This is a genomic window from Rhodococcus sp. FH8, assembly GCF_019266085.1.
GTDB lineage: Bacteria > Actinomycetota > Actinomycetes > Mycobacteriales > Mycobacteriaceae > Rhodococcus_F > Rhodococcus_F qingshengii.
Window position 1 is genome coordinate 279,744 of record NZ_LPNQ01000078.1, and the last position, 17,806, is coordinate 297,549.

At 63.5% G+C, this 17,806-nt stretch carries 18 protein-coding genes; 3 read left to right on the top strand and 15 right to left on the bottom strand.

Going from position 1 to position 17,806, the window contains the following annotated elements; all coding sequences use genetic code 11:
• Positions 1-22 precede the first annotated feature (22 nt).
• From ATN38_RS25135 to rfbD, 3 genes are read right to left on the bottom strand one after another with little or no spacing between them, the layout of a single operon-like run.
• Complete coding sequence (locus ATN38_RS25135) at positions 23-1,105, bottom strand: sugar phosphate nucleotidyltransferase (RefSeq protein ID WP_037125580.1); 1,083 nt, start codon at positions 1,103-1,105, stop codon at positions 23-25.
• Positions 1,102-2,016 carry a glycosyltransferase family 2 protein gene (locus ATN38_RS25140; protein ID WP_003940999.1) on the bottom strand — a complete coding sequence of 305 codons (915 nt, stop codon included), beginning with the start codon at positions 2,014-2,016 and terminating at the stop codon, positions 1,102-1,104. Before ATN38_RS25140 ends, ATN38_RS25135 begins: the two co-directional genes overlap by 4 nt.
• A 43-nt stretch (positions 2,017-2,059) precedes the next feature.
• A complete protein-coding gene (rfbD, locus tag ATN38_RS25145; RefSeq protein WP_042450118.1) occupies positions 2,060-2,899 on the bottom strand; it encodes a dTDP-4-dehydrorhamnose reductase in 840 nt (279 codons plus the stop codon).
• 114 nt (positions 2,900-3,013) lie between these two features.
• On the opposite strand from rfbD, the gene ATN38_RS25150 reads away from it, so the two are divergent.
• Both ATN38_RS25150 and ATN38_RS25155 read left to right on the top strand, forming a co-directional pair.
• Positions 3,014-4,498, top strand: a complete 1,485-nt coding sequence (locus ATN38_RS25150; RefSeq protein ID WP_042450261.1) for an LCP family protein — start codon at positions 3,014-3,016, stop codon at positions 4,496-4,498.
• A gap of 38 nt (positions 4,499-4,536) precedes the next feature.
• Entirely contained in the window at positions 4,537-5,250 is a 714-nt protein-coding gene (locus tag ATN38_RS25155) for a TIGR03089 family protein (protein WP_003940786.1), read from the top strand.
• Between the two features lie 3 nt (positions 5,251-5,253).
• Here ATN38_RS25155 and ATN38_RS25160 read toward each other — a convergent pair whose 3' ends face one another.
• The 7 genes from ATN38_RS25160 to ATN38_RS25190 all read right to left on the bottom strand — a co-directional run bounded on the left by ATN38_RS25160 (position 5,254) and on the right by ATN38_RS25190 (position 12,664).
• A complete protein-coding gene (locus ATN38_RS25160; RefSeq protein ID WP_218748890.1) occupies positions 5,254-7,704 on the bottom strand; it encodes an ABC transporter permease in 2,451 nt (816 codons plus the stop codon).
• Complete coding sequence (locus tag ATN38_RS25165; protein ID WP_042450120.1) at positions 7,701-8,498, bottom strand: ABC transporter ATP-binding protein; 798 nt, start codon at positions 8,496-8,498, stop codon at positions 7,701-7,703. The genes ATN38_RS25160 and ATN38_RS25165 overlap by 4 nt, the downstream gene beginning before the upstream one ends.
• A gap of 134 nt (positions 8,499-8,632) precedes the next feature.
• The gene (locus tag ATN38_RS25170) at positions 8,633-9,325 is read right to left on the bottom strand and encodes a response regulator transcription factor (protein WP_218748892.1); all 693 of its coding nucleotides are present in this window, start codon (positions 9,323-9,325) and stop codon (positions 8,633-8,635) included.
• Between the two features lie 35 nt (positions 9,326-9,360).
• Positions 9,361-10,548: a sensor histidine kinase gene (locus tag ATN38_RS25175; RefSeq protein WP_007731164.1), complete on the bottom strand. Its 1,188-nt coding sequence runs from the start codon at positions 10,546-10,548 to the stop codon at positions 9,361-9,363.
• 35 nt (positions 10,549-10,583) lie between these two features.
• Positions 10,584-10,961, bottom strand: coding sequence for a hypothetical protein (locus ATN38_RS25180; protein ID WP_218748893.1), 378 nt, complete (start codon positions 10,959-10,961; stop codon positions 10,584-10,586).
• Positions 10,962-10,968: 7 nt separating this feature from the next.
• Positions 10,969-11,481, bottom strand: a complete 513-nt coding sequence (gene purE, locus ATN38_RS25185; protein WP_039973205.1) for a 5-(carboxyamino)imidazole ribonucleotide mutase — start codon at positions 11,479-11,481, stop codon at positions 10,969-10,971.
• A complete protein-coding gene (locus tag ATN38_RS25190; RefSeq protein WP_245361607.1) occupies positions 11,465-12,664 on the bottom strand; it encodes a 5-(carboxyamino)imidazole ribonucleotide synthase in 1,200 nt (399 codons plus the stop codon). Before ATN38_RS25190 ends, purE begins: the two co-directional genes overlap by 17 nt.
• Positions 12,665-12,855: 191 nt before the next feature.
• Between ATN38_RS25190 and ATN38_RS25195 the strand changes: the two genes are divergently transcribed.
• Positions 12,856-13,455, top strand: coding sequence for a GtrA family protein (locus ATN38_RS25195; protein WP_007731156.1), 600 nt, complete (start codon positions 12,856-12,858; stop codon positions 13,453-13,455).
• Positions 13,456-13,481: 26 nt separating this feature from the next.
• On the opposite strand, the gene ATN38_RS25200 is transcribed toward ATN38_RS25195, so the two are convergent.
• The 5 genes from ATN38_RS25200 to ATN38_RS25220 form a co-directional block, all read right to left on the bottom strand.
• Entirely contained in the window at positions 13,482-14,804 is a 1,323-nt protein-coding gene (locus ATN38_RS25200; protein WP_007731154.1) for a HAMP domain-containing sensor histidine kinase, read from the bottom strand.
• Between the two features lie 26 nt (positions 14,805-14,830).
• Positions 14,831-15,511 (bottom strand): response regulator transcription factor, encoded by a 681-nt coding sequence (locus tag ATN38_RS25205; RefSeq protein WP_003940916.1) that lies wholly within the window; start codon positions 15,509-15,511, stop codon positions 14,831-14,833.
• Positions 15,512-15,548: 37 nt separating this feature from the next.
• Positions 15,549-16,115 (bottom strand): PH domain-containing protein, encoded by a 567-nt coding sequence (locus ATN38_RS25210; RefSeq protein WP_003941034.1) that lies wholly within the window; start codon positions 16,113-16,115, stop codon positions 15,549-15,551.
• A gap of 74 nt (positions 16,116-16,189) precedes the next feature.
• A complete protein-coding gene (locus tag ATN38_RS25215; RefSeq protein WP_003941007.1) occupies positions 16,190-16,765 on the bottom strand; it encodes an HdeD family acid-resistance protein in 576 nt (191 codons plus the stop codon).
• A 118-nt stretch (positions 16,766-16,883) separates the two neighbouring features.
• Positions 16,884-17,738 (bottom strand): biotin--[acetyl-CoA-carboxylase] ligase, encoded by an 855-nt coding sequence (locus ATN38_RS25220; protein WP_003940755.1) that lies wholly within the window; start codon positions 17,736-17,738, stop codon positions 16,884-16,886.
• Between the last annotated feature and the right edge of the window lie 68 nt (positions 17,739-17,806).

Here is a 17,806-nt window from a genome sequence, read left to right on the forward strand (position 1 = left end):
ATTCCAGTAGGTCAGCTAACGATCACACATCTGTGCTGAAGCGCACGCCACCGTCCGGCAGCGTCACCCCCGGCCACACGCGTGCGCCGCGCAACAATTCGCACCGCGCACCGATGTCCGCGCCGTCGCCGATGACAGCGTCGCGGACCAGCGCTCGGGGTCCGATACGGACGCCGAATCCGAGGATCGATCGTTCGACCACCGCGCCGGCTTCCACAACGGCGCCGTCGAAGAGAATTGCACCGTCGAGGCGAGCGCCTGCGCCGACTTCTGCGCCCCGACCGACAACCGTGCCGCCGATCAGGACAGCGCCCGGCGCGATTCCGGCTCCGGGGTGAACCAGCGACTCGCCGCGCGGACCTTCGAGAGCCGGCGAAGGTGCGATACCTCGCACCAGGTCGGCGGAACCGCGAACGAAGTCCTCGGGGGTTCCCATGTCACGCCAGTACGACGAGTCGACGTGGCCGAACACCCGCTTGCCCTCGGCCAGCAGATTCGGGAACACCTCGCGCTCGACCGACACCGGTCGTCCTTCGGGGATCTGTTCGATGATTTCGCGCTTGAAGACGTAGCAGCCGGCGTTGATCTGATCCGTCGGCGGATCCTGGGTCTTCTCCAGGAATGCCGAGACTCGTCCGTCCTCGTCGGTCGGAACACAACCGAATGCTCGCGGGTCTCCCACACGAACCAGATGCAGGGTCACGTCGGCGTCCGTCTTCTCGTGGGTCTCGAGAATGCCGTTCAGATCGGTGCCACCGAGCACGTCGCCGTTGAACACCATGACGTTGTCACCGCGCAACTTCGGCAGAACGTTGCGGATTCCGCCACCGGTGCCCAGCGGTTCGGTCTCGAAGACGTAGTCGATCTCGAGGCCCATCTTGGAGCCGTCGCCGAAGTAGTCCTCGAATACCTCTGCCTTGAAGGACGTTCCGAGCACGACGTGCTTGATTCCGGCTGCCTCGATGCGGGCGAGCAGGTGCGTCAGGAACGGCAGGCCGGCGGTCGGAAGCATCGGCTTGGGTGCCGACAGCGTCAGCGGACGCAGCCGAGTGCCTTTGCCGCCTACCAGGATTACGGCGTCGGTCGGATTCGGATCGGACATCATTTTCCCCCGTGGTTCGAAACTGATGGGTTGTCGGTCGAGTTGTCGGTGCGAGCGCGCTCGCGAACTGCAGAAGCTACGGCGATCTTGGATCGCACCGCGAGGCCACCGCGCAAGGCAAGTCGTAGCGGAGCCTGCCACCAGTGCGGATGGCGATCAGCCTGGAACTGGTACGCACTGCGATGATGGGCAGGCAACATCAGTTCCGGATGACGTCCTGCCGCATGGCCTTTGGCATGGGTGACGACGGCCGAGGGGACGAATACGTTGAGCCACCCGGCTTTTCCGAGGCGGTCACCGAAGTCCACGTCCTCCATGTACATGAAGTAACGAGAGTCGAAACCTGAGATGGTGTCGAAGGCGTCGCGTCGCACCAGCAGGCACGACCCGGAAAGCCACCCCACTGCACGCTCGGTGACGGCCTCGTTCTCCTGACGGTAACGAGCAGTCCACGGGTTCTTCGGCCATACGGTACCGAGCAACGCGTGCCCGACGCCCGAGGTGATGTCGGGCACCGTTCGCGCCGACGGATAGACACTGCCGTCCGGTTCGAGGACCTTCGGCCCCAGTGCACCGGCCCTTGGCCACCGATTTGCCGCAGCCACCAATTCGTCGAGTGAACCGGGTGCCCATTGGACGTCCGGGTTGGAAATCACGACGAATTCGATCGACGAATCGATCTCCGCTACAGCCCGATTTATCGCTCCCCCGTACCCGATGTTTCCGCCGGTTCGAAGCAGACGGACATGCTCGTACTTGGCATCGGCGGCCTCGGGGGCACCATCGGTCGACCCATTGTCGGCCATGATGACCTGGGGTTTTTCTGTCGTCGCCACAGCGAGCGTGCTCAAGAAATTCTCGAGATGCTCGCCTGGCGAGTAGGTCACCGTTACCACGGCCAGCTTGGGACTCACGCCGGTCAGCCTAGCCGTCCGCGGCCACTGTCCCGAACAATGCTCACGCCAGAGCGGCGTGCAGAGCCTCTCGCCACGGACGCAGCGGCGTCATTCCCGCGGTAACCCACGCGCGCTCGGACAAGACCGAATATGCCGGGCGCGGGGCAGGGCGTACGAACTCCGCACTACTGCACGGGCGCACCCGAGCAGGGTCTGCTCCGATCTCCTCGAAAACAGCTCGCGCCAACTCGTACCAACTTGCTTGCCCGCCGTTGGTCACGTGGAATGTCGACGCACCCGTGAAGTCCAGCAGCGCGAGTTCGACGATGCCGCCGGCCAGATCGACGCTGTACGTGGGTGACCCGATCTGGTCGTCCACGACGTTCACGAATTCGCGTTCGGCTTCGAGCCTTCTCATCGTGGCGACAAAATCCGTGCCGACACCGGAGTACACCCACGCGGTGCGGACAACGGCCGCGTCAGCCCCCGACTCTCGAACAGCGATCTCGCCGTCCAGTTTGGTTCGGCCGTAGACCGTCGCGGGACCGGTCGGTGCATCGACGTCGTATGGCGAGCTTGCATCGCCCGGAAAGACGTAGTCCGTCGAAACGTGGATCAACCGCGAACCCACCCGCGCACAGGCTTGCGCGAGATTCCGCGGTCCGATCTCGTTGACCGCCCTCGCCGCCTCCTGGTCGGTCTCGGCAGCATCGACGGCCGTGTACGCAGCGCAGTTGATCAGCACCGAATCAGGCGAGACGAAGTCGTCAACCGCGCGGCTGTCGGTGATGTCGAGCTCGCGGGAACCGACGGCCGTCACAGTGTGACCCGCCGACGTTGCGAGAGCATCGATACGTGTTCCGAGCTGCCCTCGGGCGCCGGTGAGCAGGATATTCGTCACACGGTTGAGTCTGGCACGCCGCGTCGAGGTACCCGCGGCCGAGCATCGGACCAGTAACCTGAAGGGGTGTCCCACCAGCAACCGCAGCGCCGCGCGCGTCCACGACCTGCGCCGATTCGGACCAAGACGAGCCCGGCTCGCATAGCGGTCGCGGTGCTGTCCGTGCTCGTACTGCTGGTCACCGGGTTCGCATGGCGGGGTGTGGACTCGTTGAGAAACAGCCTTGCCACTGCCAGCGGACTCGGCCTCGGTGGCGGCAAGGACGGAGCAATCGACATTCTGATGGTGGGAACGGACAGTCGAACCGACGCGCACGGCAACCCGCTCTCACAAAGCGAGCTCGACTCGTTGCGCGCAGGTGAGGAAGTTGCGTCCAATACCGACACCATCATCTTGATCCGCGTCCCCAACGACGGGAGTTCCGCGACCGCGATCTCGATTCCCCGCGACGCGTACGTCAACGTCCCGGGTATCGGTATGTCGAAGATCAACGCCGCGTTCGGTGCCACCAAGGAAACCGAGCGGCTGAAGTTGGTCAACAACGGGTCGTCCGACAGCGACGCAGACAAGAAGTCGACGGAAGCCGGCCGGACCGCGCTCATCGGAGCGGTGGCGAATCTGACCGGCATCACCGTCGATCACTACGCCGAAGTCGGACTACTCGGATTCGTCCTGCTGACCAACGCAGTGGGCGGAGTCGACGTGTGCCTCAACGCGCCGGTAGACGAACCGATGTCCGGAGCCAATTTCGCGGCCGGGAAACAGACACTCGACGGCGCCGACGCGCTGAGCTTCGTGCGACAACGACACGACCTTCCTCGCGGCGACCTGGACCGGATCGTTCGCCAGCAGGTGTTCATGGCTTCTCTCGTCAGCAAGGTACTCAGCGCAAAAACCCTCAGTGACCCCGGCAAGCTCAGTCAGCTGACCTCGGCTGTCCAGCGTTCCGTCGTGATCGACGACGACTGGGACATCATCGAGTTCGCCAAGCAGTTGCAGAATCTGGCCGGCGGCAAGGTGCAATTCGAGACAATTCCCGTTCTCGACATCAACGGCATGACCGATTACGGCGAGTCCATCGTCAAGGTCGATCCCAAGGCCGTCAAGAAGTACATCGCGGGATTGGTCGGCGCCGACAGCGAGGACTCGGAGGAGACCTCCGAAGCACCGACCACGGTGAATGCGTCCTCGATCACGGTCGACGTCGCAAACGCCAGTGACATCGCAGGGTTGGCCAGCGGGGTTTCCGAAGCGTTGAGTGCCCTCGGGTACAAGCAGGGTCAGGTCGGCAACAACACCGGCTCCGACGTCACCGAATCGACGGTGTTCGCAAAGTCCGCGGACGACGACGCAGCACTCGCGGTCGCCGAGGCACTCGGAGGTCTGACGGTCAAGGCGGATTCGTCATTGTCCTCGGGCAAGGTTCGGGTTGTCATTGCCGAGGACTACAGCGGCCCGCAGTCCGCGGACGCGGTATCCCCGTCCGAAGGAGCGACAAGCACGACTGAATCGTCGAGCACCACCGAGACCAGCCCCACTCCCGCCCCTCCCGGTCCGCCGATCGACGCGGCCTCCAACGGCCCGCGCTGTGTCAACTGAAAAATTGTGTGAACTGAACGGCTGCGTAAGCTGACGACGTGCCTTCGCCTGTAGACAACCTGACCGACGCCCTCCTCGGACCGATCCTGGCTGCCGACCCGGCCGGCCCTCGCGTGACCTACTACGACGACGCCACCGGCGAGCGCATCGAATTGTCTGCGAGCACTCTGGCCAACTGGGCGGCAAAGACAGCGAATATGGTCCGCGACGAGTTCGCTCTCGAGCCCGGCGGCAAAGTTGCCGTGCTGCTTCCCGCGCACTGGCAGAGCGTCGCCGTCTTGCTGGGTGTGTGGTGGGCAGGCGGTGAGGTGGTCCTCTCCCCCGACGCCGACGCCGAACTGGCTTTTGTCACTGCCGACCGACTGGACGATGTTGCGGACGTACCGGAGGTAGCCGCACTCTCACTCGACGCGTTCGGCAAAGGTTTGAGCGATCTTCCGCTCGGCGTCGCCGACTACGCAACCTCCATCCGTGTGCACGGCGACCAGTTCCGTAGCGCCGGAGCCGGTTCGGCGCTGGAAGGCCGGTCCGTAGCGGACACGATCGACGCGGCACGGGCATCGGCGAAGAACGTCGAATTGGTGTCGACGGATCGTGTCCTCTCCAGTCGCACGTGGGACACGGCAGACGAATTGATCGACGGGCTTCTGGCAGTTCTCGCCGCGGGTGCCTCACTCGTGCAGGTGGCCCACCCGGACGCGGAAGCTACCGCGCGCCGAGTGGGCACCGAGAAGGTCACGAAACAGTTCTGAACGCTAGCTCGCGAGAGCTGTCACCGGTGACACCAGCCCCGCCCGCCTAGCGGGGAGCAGTGACGCGATCACACCGCAGATTCCGCCGATCAACACGATGGCTACCAACTGCACCCACGGCACTGCGCTGAGGGCGACGTCCTCGATCCCGAAAACCGATGCGGTACCGGCTACACCGAACACCATCCCGAACAGCACTCCGATCACCGATGCGACTCCTGCCACGAGCAGCGCTTCCCAGATCAACATGGCTCGAATTCCCTTCTTGGTCAGACCGAGTGCGCGAAGCAGTCCGGATTCGCGGCGCCGTTCGAGAACGGACAGTGCCATGGTGTTTCCGACTCCGATCAAAGCAATCAACACCGCTACCGACAGCAATCCGGCAACCACCATGAGCATGGTGTCGAGGATCGAATCGAGAGCTGAACGCATCTCGGTCATGCCCTGAACATCGCTGCCCGGCGCTTCCTGGCGTGCCAGTTCGGTGATGCGGTCGGTGGCGGCCAAAGCCTGTTCGTCAGTATCCGTCCCCAGCCTTACCCAGTACGAATCGGTGGTCGGCGCGGTGGCCGCTGCACCGAGATCGCCTCGATCCAGTAGTGCTGGTTGACCTTTCACGCCCTCGACCACGCTGACGTTCACGACGCCGCGATCCCCACGCACCGTCGCCGTATCGCCCGCCGAGAGCTTGTATTCGGTCAGGTCAGCGGGCGAGAGCACCAACTGACCGGCCGCGGGCACCGAGATCTCGGTACGCAGAACATCTTTCACCCGAGCAGCGTCGACGCCGAATCCGGCCAACGAACCGCGCCCGTCGATCGTCAGTTCGGCCTTGTCCAGACCGCTCACCGCGCCGACACCGTTGACCGCGACGATGTCTGTGCCCAACCCTGCGGGAAGCGGTGCCGAACCGGAACTGCTCACCATGACGTCGACGGGGAATTGACTGTCCATCGCCGCGGGTGCGGCTTCCTTGACCGTCGCGATTCCCACGACGAGCGTGCTCGTCAAGGCCACACCGATCAACAATGCGGTGGCTGTCGCCGAGGTGCGGCGTGGGTTCCGACCGGCGTTGCCTGCTGCCAGGCTTCCCACCGGACCGATCAGTCTCGCCAACACTCCGCCGGCCGCATTGATCAGTGCAGGCACGATTCGACCGGACAATGCCGCGATCCCCAGGAAAGAGAACAGTCCACCGGCGGTTGCCGCCGGCACCTGCTGATTCGTCACTCCCAGGACGGTCATCGCGATGCCCGCGAGCAGGATCACGACGCCGAGAACCCGGCGCACCACCGATACCTGAACGCTCTCAGGCTTGGACTCCATCGGCTGCAGCGCCGCCAGCGGGGAGAGCCTCGTTGCCGCCCGCCCGGGCGCAGATGCAGCGAGCATCGTCATCACGATGCCGACAGCGAGACCGACCAGCACGGTCACCGGGGTGACGCTCAGTGACGAAAGAGGAACCGGCACATCGGCGGCCGTTGCTACCCGACCGATCGCCCAGGCGAGTCCGACACCGAGTCCGACGCCGATCACCGAGGCGATCACGCCGACCGCCGCGGCTTCACTGCGAATGCTCCGGCGAACCTGTTTGGCCGTGGCGCCGACGCATCGCAGCAACGCAAGTTCCTGAGTGCGCGCCGCGAGCAGCACGGCAAATGTATTGGCGATCACCAGCGCGGCAACAACAACGGCGATGGCGCCGAAGGCGAGCAACACCGTGCTGAGGATCTTGGTGCCGCCCATGTATTCGGCTGCGGCGTTGTCTGTGGCTTCGTCGCCGGTCAGCACGGTGGAGTCCGCGGGCAACGCGCTCGAGATCGAATCCACGAGTTCTTGCTGAGAGCGTGAACCGTCACCGGCGACACGGAACTCACGTTCGGCACTGTCACCGGCCCACGCGCTCACCTGCTCGGCGGTGGTGAATATCTTGATCCCGCCCAGTCGTTGCGCCGAACCGGAGAGGTCGACCAGTCCGACTACCTCCGCGGTGGGTGCGGCGGCACCGACCGTCGAATCCCGTGCCGTGACTGTGATTCGGGCACCGATCGGTATCCCGGAGTCCGCGCTCACCAACACCTGCCCCAGACCAGCCGGAATCGATCCCTCCGACACCTTCTCCCAACGCAATTCGGGATTGTCGGCAATCGAGAGCGCATCCCCGTAGGACGCACCCTTTGCCTCGGAGTCGACACGAACATACGTCGACACGTCGTCGGCCACCGCCGAGACGCCCGGCACCGCGCTCAGCAGAGCTTCCGTCACGCCTGGACCGGACGCGACGACATCTGTGGTTTCGTATTGCGTCGCAAGTGATTTGCTCACACTCGCGTCGACCGTCGAGCTCAAGGTCAACGTCGCGACGATGTATCCGACGGCGATCACCACCGCGAGTATCGACGCCACATAGCGCCCGGCATGTGCCCGCGCCTGCGCAAAAGCCAGACCTCTCATCGCAGTGCACCCGAAACTGCAGGAACATCGGCCAGGTCGTCGGCACCGAGAGCTCGCATGGCACCGATCACCGAGTCGACGGTGGGATGGTCGATCTCTCCGGCAATACGCCCGTCCGCGATCAACACGACTCGATCCGCGTACGACGCCGCCACCGGATCGTGTGTCACCATCACGACCGTCTGACCGGTCTCCCGGACACTGGTGCGCAAGAGTCCCAGAACCTCTGTCCCGGAACGGGAATCCAGGTTGCCGGTAGGCTCGTCGGCAAAGATCACGTCGGGCTGGGGCAGTAATGCACGGGCGACAGCTACACGTTGCTGCTGACCGCCGGACAACTCGTGCGGCAGGTGGTCGAGGCGCTGCGACAGGCCCAGCTTTCCGATCACCTCGTCCATCCACTCGGGCGAGGGTTCACTACCTGCCAGCTTCATCGGCAGCAGCATGTTCTCCCGAGCAGTGAGCACCGGTAGCAGGTTGAACGCTTGGAAGACGAATCCGATTCGCTCGCGTCGCAGTTCGGTGAGCTCCGTGTCGCCGAGTTTCGTGACTTCGGTGTCGCCCAGGAAAACCTGCCCACCCGAGACCGTGTCGAGTCCGGCCAGGCAGTGCATGAGCGTCGACTTTCCGGAGCCGGACGGGCCCATGATCGCGGTGAACCGCTCGCGACCGAAGTCCACGTCGACTCCGCCGAGCGCGTGAACCGTGGTCTCACCGGTGCCGTACACCTTGGTGACACCGCGGGCAGTGATCGCCGGCACTGCGGCTGGTTCCGTCGTGGTGTGCGCATGCATTTTTTGCCCTCCGTAAAGCTTCTCGCTATGACGGAATCGACGTTATTGCAGCGCAAGTGGTCTCCGCGTCGGAGTGCGGGGCGATCTTGGAGAGCCCGGTGTCATCCCGGGGTAGGACTGGACAGGGCTGCGTGTCAGCCCTCGGTGCCGAGGAGATCTGCGCGCCGGACAAGTCCGATCTGGAAGGCGAAGACGACTGCCTGTACACGATCACGAGAATGAGTCTTCGAAAGAACCCGTCCGACATGGGTTTTCACTGTCGTCTCGGAGACGTGGAATTTTGCAGCGATCTCCGAATTCGACAGCCCGTACGCCATGGCTTCGAGCACCTCGACCTCGCGCGGCGTCAACTCTTCGGGCAACTGCGCTTCGGGCGCCGAGCCTTCCAGGAGCGGTCCGACGTGCTGAAGCAGTCGCCGAGTGGCCCGGGCTTCGATCACCGCGTCCCCGCGGTGCACGGTGCGGATGGCGTCGAGCAACTGCTCCGGTGGCACGTCCTTGAGCAGGAAACCACTGGCGCCCGCCCGGATAGCCGACATCACGTACTCGTCGTTGTCGAAGGTGGTGAGCACCACGACCTTCGGCGCATCGGGGTCGGCCAGGAGCCGACGAGTCGCCTCGATGCCGTCCATCTTCGGCATCTGGACATCCATCAGAACGACGTCGACATGACGGGCGGCCAACTCGATCAACGCCTGCTGACCGTCCGAAGCCTCGACAACCACCGACAGATCCGGCTGTGAGTCGATGACCATTCGAAAACCTGCGCGGACCAGCTGCTGATCGTCGATCAGTGCCACTGCGATCGGAGCCACGTGTTCGTCCATGCCACTCACCTTAAGACCTTCGGACGTTTCAAGACCTACCCAGACGTTCGTTCGTACGGCAAGACGGCCCGGACGCTGTATCCGCCGCCTGATTTCGGTCCGGCGGTTACTTTGCCTCCGTGCAGCTTGGCTCGCTCGGCCATTCCGATCAGTCCCTGCCCGCCTGGTGACGATTCGACCAGCGCGGCGCTGCCGCCTCGCCCGTCGTCGGTGATACCGAGAACGAGTTCGGTTTCAGCCCACGTCATCTCGACGCTCGCCTGTGCTCCAGGCCCCGCATGTTTGAGAACGTTCGTCAGCGATTCCTGCACGATGCGATACGCCGTCAACCCCGCACCCGCAGAGAGTTCGCGTGGTTCCCCGGTCACGCTGACGGCGATGTCGAGTCCGCTGCTGCGTAACTCGTGGAAGAGACTGTCGATGTCGCCGGCGCCCGGGATCACCGAGAAATCACGGGGCGTGTCCTCGCGCAGGACGGACAGCAGCGATCGCATGTCGGTCAACGCTTGGCGGCCGGTGGAGGCAATTGTTTCGAGTGCCTGAATTGCAGCCTGAGGATCCTTGGCCGCGCTGTAGCGTCCACCGTCGGCCTGAGCGATGACAACGGTCAACGAATGCGCGACGATGTCGTGCATCTCGCGCGCAATCCTCGAGCGTTCGCTGATCGTCGCGATTTCCGCTTCCTGCGCACGCTCGAGTTCGAGCAACCGTGCGCGCTCGGTCAGACCTTCCAATTGTTTGGTGCGAACTCGACGCAAATCACCGAACGCCCAGACCGCGAGCATGAAGATCATGACGGCCACGGACTGCATGACCTGCGAGGACACCGGGATTCCGTCGTAGCCGAAGTATCGAACAGTCCCGGCAATCGAGCCGAGCAACGCGAGCACCAGCCCGGTGAGTGAACTCCACCGAGCGCCGTAGGCGGCCAGCGCGTACAGGGAGATGGGTACGACAACGGCCGATGCGAGCAGTGTGTTGCCGATGAAGATCACGTGTAGAACTGCGAACCCTGCGATCACCATGCCGGAGAGTTCGGGGCGCGAGCGTCGCCACGCCAACGGAACGGTCATACCCAGCGAGATGAACACCGCCAGCGGACTCGCCTCGACCGCCACGACAACGCTGAACAGTGCGGCAACCGTCGCAATGCAGATGTCCACACCGCGAGCATGATCCGCGCTCCAACGGACGAAGCGTTCACTAGTCGGAAAACGAGCCATGCCGCCAAGAGTAGCTTTTACTGACGAGCTCTCACTCAGGTGCGGTAACCGCCGTCTTCGAGACCGGCCTCGATTTCGAAGCGGTTGCGCGGCCCGCGATGACGCAGTTCCTCACGCAGGTACAACAACCCGAATATGATTCCGTACCTGGCCCATTGGTCCGCGTGGACTGCCTCGTGGCGAAGGACGGATCGCGTCGTGTTTCGCCGCGTGAGATACACACCACCGAGAGTTGTTCCCCCTCTGGCGAACCCGCTGCGCAGCCCGGAAGCGACGAAGATCCCGGACTCGTCGTCGAAGCGGATGTCCGCGCGGAGAATCCCGGCGTAGAACAGGGCGATGCGGGTGACGAACGCGGACTGCGCGCTGCCCCGACTCGCTCGGATCAGCGGCAGCCCGCGTCGTGCACACACGAGAAGATCAGCCCAGCAGTTTTTCGCGGAGCGCCTTGTCCTTGTCGAGCACCATCGACTCGAGGCTCTCCTGGAACGCCACCATCCGCTGCTGCAGTGCGGGATCCGAAGCACCGAGAATCCGAGCAGCCAGCAGACCGGCGTTGCGAGCACCACCGATCGAGACCGTCGCCACCGGGACGCCGGCCGGCATCTGCACGATCGAGAGCAGCGAATCCATACCGTCGAGGTACTTGAGCGGCACCGGAACACCGATGACGGGCAACGGCGTGGCCGAGGCAACCATGCCCGGAAGATGCGCGGCGCCACCGGCACCGGCGATGATGACCTTGATTCCGCGGCCGGAAGCTTCCTTGGCGTAGTCGAGCATCCGCTGAGGCGTGCGGTGCGCCGAGACGACACCGACCTCGAAGCGGATACCGAACTCGGCCAAAGCTTCGGCTGCAGCTTCCATGGTCGGCCAATCCGAATCGCTGCCCATGATCAGGCCGACCTGCGCGCTCTCACTCACCGTGTACATCCCATCCGTCGGTCCAAACTGCGTACGAAAGCCAATGTGCTGCGCGCTCGGCGCGTTCCCGAACTGCGGCAACGTAATTCGGATCGTCGATGGATCCGGCGCCGCCCACGATGTTGACGTGACCGATCTTGCGATCCTTGCGCTCACCCTTGCCGTACAGGTGGATCTTCGCGTCGGGCATCCGAGCGAACAGGTGATGGACACGCTCGTCCATCGTCATCTCGGGCGCTTCCGGTGCACCGAGAACGTTTGCCATCACCGTGACCGGTGCGATCGGCGAGGTGTCGCCGAGCGGGTAGTCGAGAACTGCACGCAGATGCTGTTCGAACTGAGAGGTGCGTGCGCCGTCCATCGTCCAGTGACCGGAGTTGTGCGGGCGCATGGCCAGCTCGTTGACCACGAGAGTGCCGTCAGTCGTCTCGAAGAGTTCGACGGCCATCGAGCCGACAACACCGAGCTCGGACGCGATGCGCAACGCCAATTGTTCGGCTTCCTCGGCAACGGCACTCGAAAGGGCGGGAGCAGGTGCGATCACGACGGCGCACTGGCCGTTGCGCTGAACCGTTTCCACGACCGGCCACGTAGCGCCCTGTCCGAACGGCGACCGCGCCACCATGGCGGACAGTTCCCGACGCATCGAGACCATTTCCTCGACGATCAGCGGAACACCCTTGTCCAGCTGCTCGGTGACGATGGCTTCTGCTTCGTCCTGATCGTCGGTGATCCAGACTCCGCGGCCGTCGTAGCCTCCGCGAGTTGCCTTGATGACAAGCGGCCAACCGTGTTGCGCACCGAAACGCACGACGTCTTCTGCCCACGTCACTTCGGCGTACGCAGGTACGGGCGCGCCCAGTTCGGCAAGTTTGCGACGCATCAGCAGTTTGTCCTGAGCGAAGATCAGAGCCTGCGGCGGCGGCTGAACGTTCACGCCTTCGGCAACAAGAACCTCGAGATGCTCCGTGGGCACGTGCTCGTGGTCGAACGTCAACGCGTTGGAACCGACCGCTGCGCGTCGAAGAGCGTCGAGGTCGGTGTGGCTGCCGAGCACGACGTCGGGGCTGACCTGAGCTGCCGGCTCGTCCGAAGTCCCGGAGAGCACTCGGAGCGTCTGGCCCAGGGCCACCGCCGCCTGGTGAGTCATCCTGGCCAACTGTCCGCCACCGATCATGGTGACGACGGGCATGGATGCTTTTGCCGGTCGAGGGGTGGTCGGGCGGGCGGGGATCTGCGCGGGATCGTTGTTGCCGGTCACGGCTCTCTATGTTGTCATGTGCCGCGTTCGCCCGTTCATTCAGCGTTCCCAATCTGTGATTCTGCTGATGAATCCGCGGCAAATTGGTGGTAACGCGGTTTCGTTTCGTAAACTCATCTGTTGTGCCATTTGTCGACGGGGTCATTGCCCGCATACCCCAACCGTTTCGTGACATCGCTCTGCGTCACAGCGAGCTGATCAAATTCGCGATCGTCGGCGGAACGACCTTCCTCATCGACTCGGGCATCTTCTACACACTCAAGCTGTCGATCCTCGAATCCAAGCCGATCACGGCCAAGATCATCGCCGGCGTCGTCGCGGTGATCGCGTCGTACATCCTCAACCGCGAGTGGTCGTTCAAGAACCGTGGTGGCCGTGAACCAGCGCACGAAGCTGCGCTGTTCTTCATCATCAGCGCCATCGGTGTCGTCATCAGCTTCATCCCGCTGTACATCTCCAGTTACGTCTTCAACCTGCGCGTACCCGAAGTCAGCTTGGCGACGGAGAACATCGCCGACTTCATCAGTGCATATGTCATCGGCAACCTGCTGCAGATGGCGTTCCGATTCTGGGCCTTCCGCAAGTTCGTGTTTCCCGACGAGAATCCGGAACCGCTCGAGCTGTCCGACACCACAGGATTGTCCGAAACCACAGCGTTATCCGAAACCACGGCGCCTGACCCGGTAATTCCTGATGCCGAAGAGGAGCTCGGGCACTCCTGAGTTTTCCGTCTGCGCCGACCTTTCGGTCAGCGCGGTTCGCGGTGCGGAACGACGTCCGCGGTCGGCGCCGTGTTGGCCACCGGCAGGAAGACGGCGAACAAGGCAGGCTTACGCCTCTGCAGTTCCAGGCGGCCCCCGTCGGCTTCGATCAGTGCACGTGCGAGCGCCAACCCGACGCCGGTGGACCCCGCCCCCGAAAATCCTCTGTCGAAGATGTGCGGCGCCAGATCGTTCTCCACACCGGAGCCTTCGTCGGTGACCTCGACGCACACCATCGAGTCACGGCGAGACGAACTGCGACCCGTACCGTCGATCAATCGCACCGACACCGTGCACGTGCCTTCACCGTGTTCGAACGAATTGTCGACCAGAACGGAAACAGCTTCACGCAGACGCGAACCTGTGGTCGCAGCCATCACCGTGCGATCGCCGCGTAGGCGCAGCCTGCGTCCCTCTCCGTCGAACTGAGCCTGCCAGTCGCGAGTCACCTGTTCCAGCTCGCCGACTACCGACACCAGACTCGCCGATGACCCACTGGTGCGCGACGAGCGAATCAGGTCGTCGATTCCGTCGGTGAGCCTGTCCACTTGCGCCATGGCTTCCTCGGCCTCGTTCACGACGTCAGGATCTTCGTGAACGGACAACTCGTCCAGGCGCAGCCGCACTGCAGTCAGTCGACTGCGCAGTTGATGCGAGACGTCCGCAACCAGCGCGCGCTCTCGTTGCAGCCGCACCGAAATCTCCACGGTTGCCGCATCGAGGACGTCGGACACGCGGTCGAGTTCGGGGATGTCGTGCCGACGAGGATCCGGCCGGAAATCGCCTTCGGCGAGGCGCGCCGCCCGGTCGGCCACATCCTGCAGCGGATCGGCAAGCCGACGCGCAGTGACCACAGCAACCACGGTGCCTGCCGTGATGGACAGAAGCACGAGCACGCCGACAGCCATCACCGCTTGCTTCTGCTGGGTGCGCAGGTTCTCCGACGGCACCTCGAGACGCAACGAGCCGGACGTTCCCATCGCGAGCGATTCGACGAGTGCGTTCTTGACCGTCGCCTCACCGACGTCGACGCGTGCGGCGCCGTCGACGACGGTCGGATACACGACGACGAGGCGCCCGTCGTTCGGGGTGAGAACCTTGAGCGAATCGGTGTTCAACGCACCTTCGACGAGTCCGTTCGTCCCCTCTTGCGCGATGACCTCAGCGGCCATCCGGTCGAGGCGCACCCGGAGATCACTTCGCGTCACGTCCTCCACCCAGAGCCACGCCGTGTAGATCAGCGGAACCCCCAGCAGCAAAGCCGTCATGATCACGACAGCGAGAATCGACTGCAATATGCGACGCCGCATGCCGGCAGTTCCTGATTCTCGAGAAGTTAGTCGGTGTTGATTCGGAAACCGACACCGCGGACGGTGGCAATCCTGCGTTCCACGGCGGGGCCCTCGTCGCCGATCTTGCGGCGCAGCCACGACATGTGCATGTCGAGCGTCTTCGATCCACGAAGCTCCACGTCGCCCCACACCTCACGAAGTATCGTATCGCGCGAGACAACTTCCCCGGCATGCTCGAGGAGGACCCGCAGAAGCTCGTATTCCTTGTTGGCCAAGGCGATTTCGGAGCCGTTGACGAGCACGCGTCGTGCCGCGGGCTCGAGCCTGATGCCACCGACCTCGACGATCGTGTCCTCGCGGCCACCGTGGCGACGCAGGAGTGCTCGCACACGTGCCATCAACTCGGCGAGACGAAACGGCTTGCTGACGTAGTCGTCGGCGCCCGCGTCCAACCCGACCACGAAGTCGACTTCGTCGGTCCTGGCGGTCAACATCAGCACGGCGAGCGAGGTGCGATGCGCACGAATCTGTCGGCAGACCTCGAGGCCGTCCATGCCCGGAAGGCCGAGATCGAGAATCAACAGGTCGAAATCACCTTCGAGCGCCTGCTGCAACGCAGCGGGTCCGGTCGGTTCGACCGTCACCGAATACCCTTCACGCCCCAAGGCGCGGGAAAGGGGTGCAGCAATGGCCTCGTCGTCTTCGGCTAGCAATACGGCAGTCACACGAACAGACTACGGACAACACGCCTTTGCACGTTGATTACCAGCCATTTCGATCGTTCGGGTCGTCGTTTTCACCTGACGGCCACTGCGGTGCCTGCGAGGGTGGCTGCTGCATGGAATCGAAAACCTGGTGATACAGCAGGGCGTGAACGTGCTCGACGTCAGGAATGTCGTCGAACTCGAGCGGATCGTCACTGGCAGATGCGATGACCAGAGTTCCGGTCTTGAGCATTCGATCGATCAGGCCGTGACGGAACTGAACATTGCTGATCCGCCCCATGGGAATGTCGATACCCGTGTGCGTGAGCACTCCGTGGCGGATGAGCACTCGCCGATCGGTGACGATGAAATGCGTGAACTTCCAAACCGTGAAGGGCGCAACCGACCGCCAGGCCACGACACCGAGCCAGATGATTCCGACGGCAATGGACGACACGGTGCGAGCCGTGCCGTCCAATCTCGTCTGTGCGAGGCCCAACAAGAACCCGGCGACGGCCGTCGCAAGTACGAACGTCAGCGCCGGAAGCACCAACATCTTCCAATGAGGATGGCGATGCAGTATCAGTTCCTCGTCCTGAGCGAGGGCGTCTTCGGGATATCCCATGACGGGAAGTCTGCCACCCCGCACCGACTTTCAGGCACACCGACTTTCAGGCACACCCGTCTTCAGGGCAACGCTCAGGGCTGCGCGATCTTTCGCAGCACCAACGGGGTCACGACGATGATGATGCCGTACAGCACCATCCACACGCCGACCACGATGCGGAAGACGTCGAGCGAGAGTTCGGGCTGCAGAAGGACGATTGCACCCGCGACGATGCTGATGACTCCGAGCACGATCGACAGACCGCGATCGACGGTGTGCCCGGACGCCGCGTCGACCAGATCGAGAACGCCACGGAATACCCACCAGGCACCGATCACCAACGCGATCAGAACCACCGTCTGCAAAGGGCTACGGAGAACCAAGAATCCGAGGAGCACTGCCAACGCGCCGGAGATCGCGACGAGCGTGCGAGTTCCACCCGAAGCCGTCACGTCCGCGAACGAACGGATGATCTGAACGATTCCGAATCCGAACAGCTGGATCGCAATGACAACCGCGACCACGAACAGGGTGGCATCCGGCCACGCGAGTACCGCGATACCCAGGCCCAATGTGAGGACACCGAGCAGCACCGTCACGCCGGTGAGTACGCGGCGAGCGCTCTCGGCCGTCTCGGCTTCGGTCGGAACAACGATCGGTGTGGTCATGACGCCCCTAGGCAGCTCGGTAAATCCCGCAGTTGAGTGAAATGAAGGACGGACGGTTGGTTCGAAAACCGGTCCGGGCCAAAAATTAGCACTTTGGTGCCAGAAAATCCGGCAACGTTCACGATTCGGTGACCGGGGCGGCGCGAAGGTGCGTGATATCACCTGCTGCGACCGCAAAGGTCTCCCCATCTGTTCCCTCGATTTCGATGACGACGCGTCCGGAAGTGTCGACGTCGGTCGCGATACCGAACACCTCCTTGTCGCCCGGCAAAACCGCGCGGACTCGTTTGCCCAGCGTCCCGCAGCGCTGCCGGTATTCGGCAGCCAACACAGATGTATCCCATTTCGACGATTCCCAAGCACGGAATTGCGTCGCCAATTCACGGGCGATTGCGCGAACGAGAGTGTCGCGGTCGACAGTCGATGCTTCTTCGATCAGCAGTGACGTAGCGGTCGGGACGGGCAGCTCCTCAACGCCGAGGCTCACGTTCAGCCCGATCCCCACCACCACCGCGGGATCGGGCGCCGTCCTCGCCACCTCGGCCAGAATGCCGGCGACCTTCTTGTCACCGATGAGAACGTCGTTCGGCCACTTGAGTTCTGCGGGTACTTCGGCCACGTTGCGCAGCGCGTCGACGACCGCGATTCCCGACAGTAGCGGGAGCCAACCCATGTCCGCGAGATTCATTCCGGGCATCGACAGCAGAACCGACATCGAGATCTGCGCTTGCGGCGGACTCACCCACGTGCGCGAATGACGGCCACGTGCACTCGCCTGATATTCGGCGATCAGAACGTGACGGTCGGCATCCGGATCTGCCGCTCGCGCAAGGAGATCCGCGTTCGTCGAACCGGTCTCCTCGACAACGTCGAGGCGGTTCCAGAAAACGCGCGCGTCGTCGTTGTCACTGCGCACCAGTGCGCGTCGTAGGGCATTGCCGTCGAGGGGCGGTCGGTTCAAGTCGGTCCACATAGCCCCAGCCTATGACGACAGCGAGAATGTACTGGTCAGTAGCTTGAGCCTGCAAGACAGCGACAATC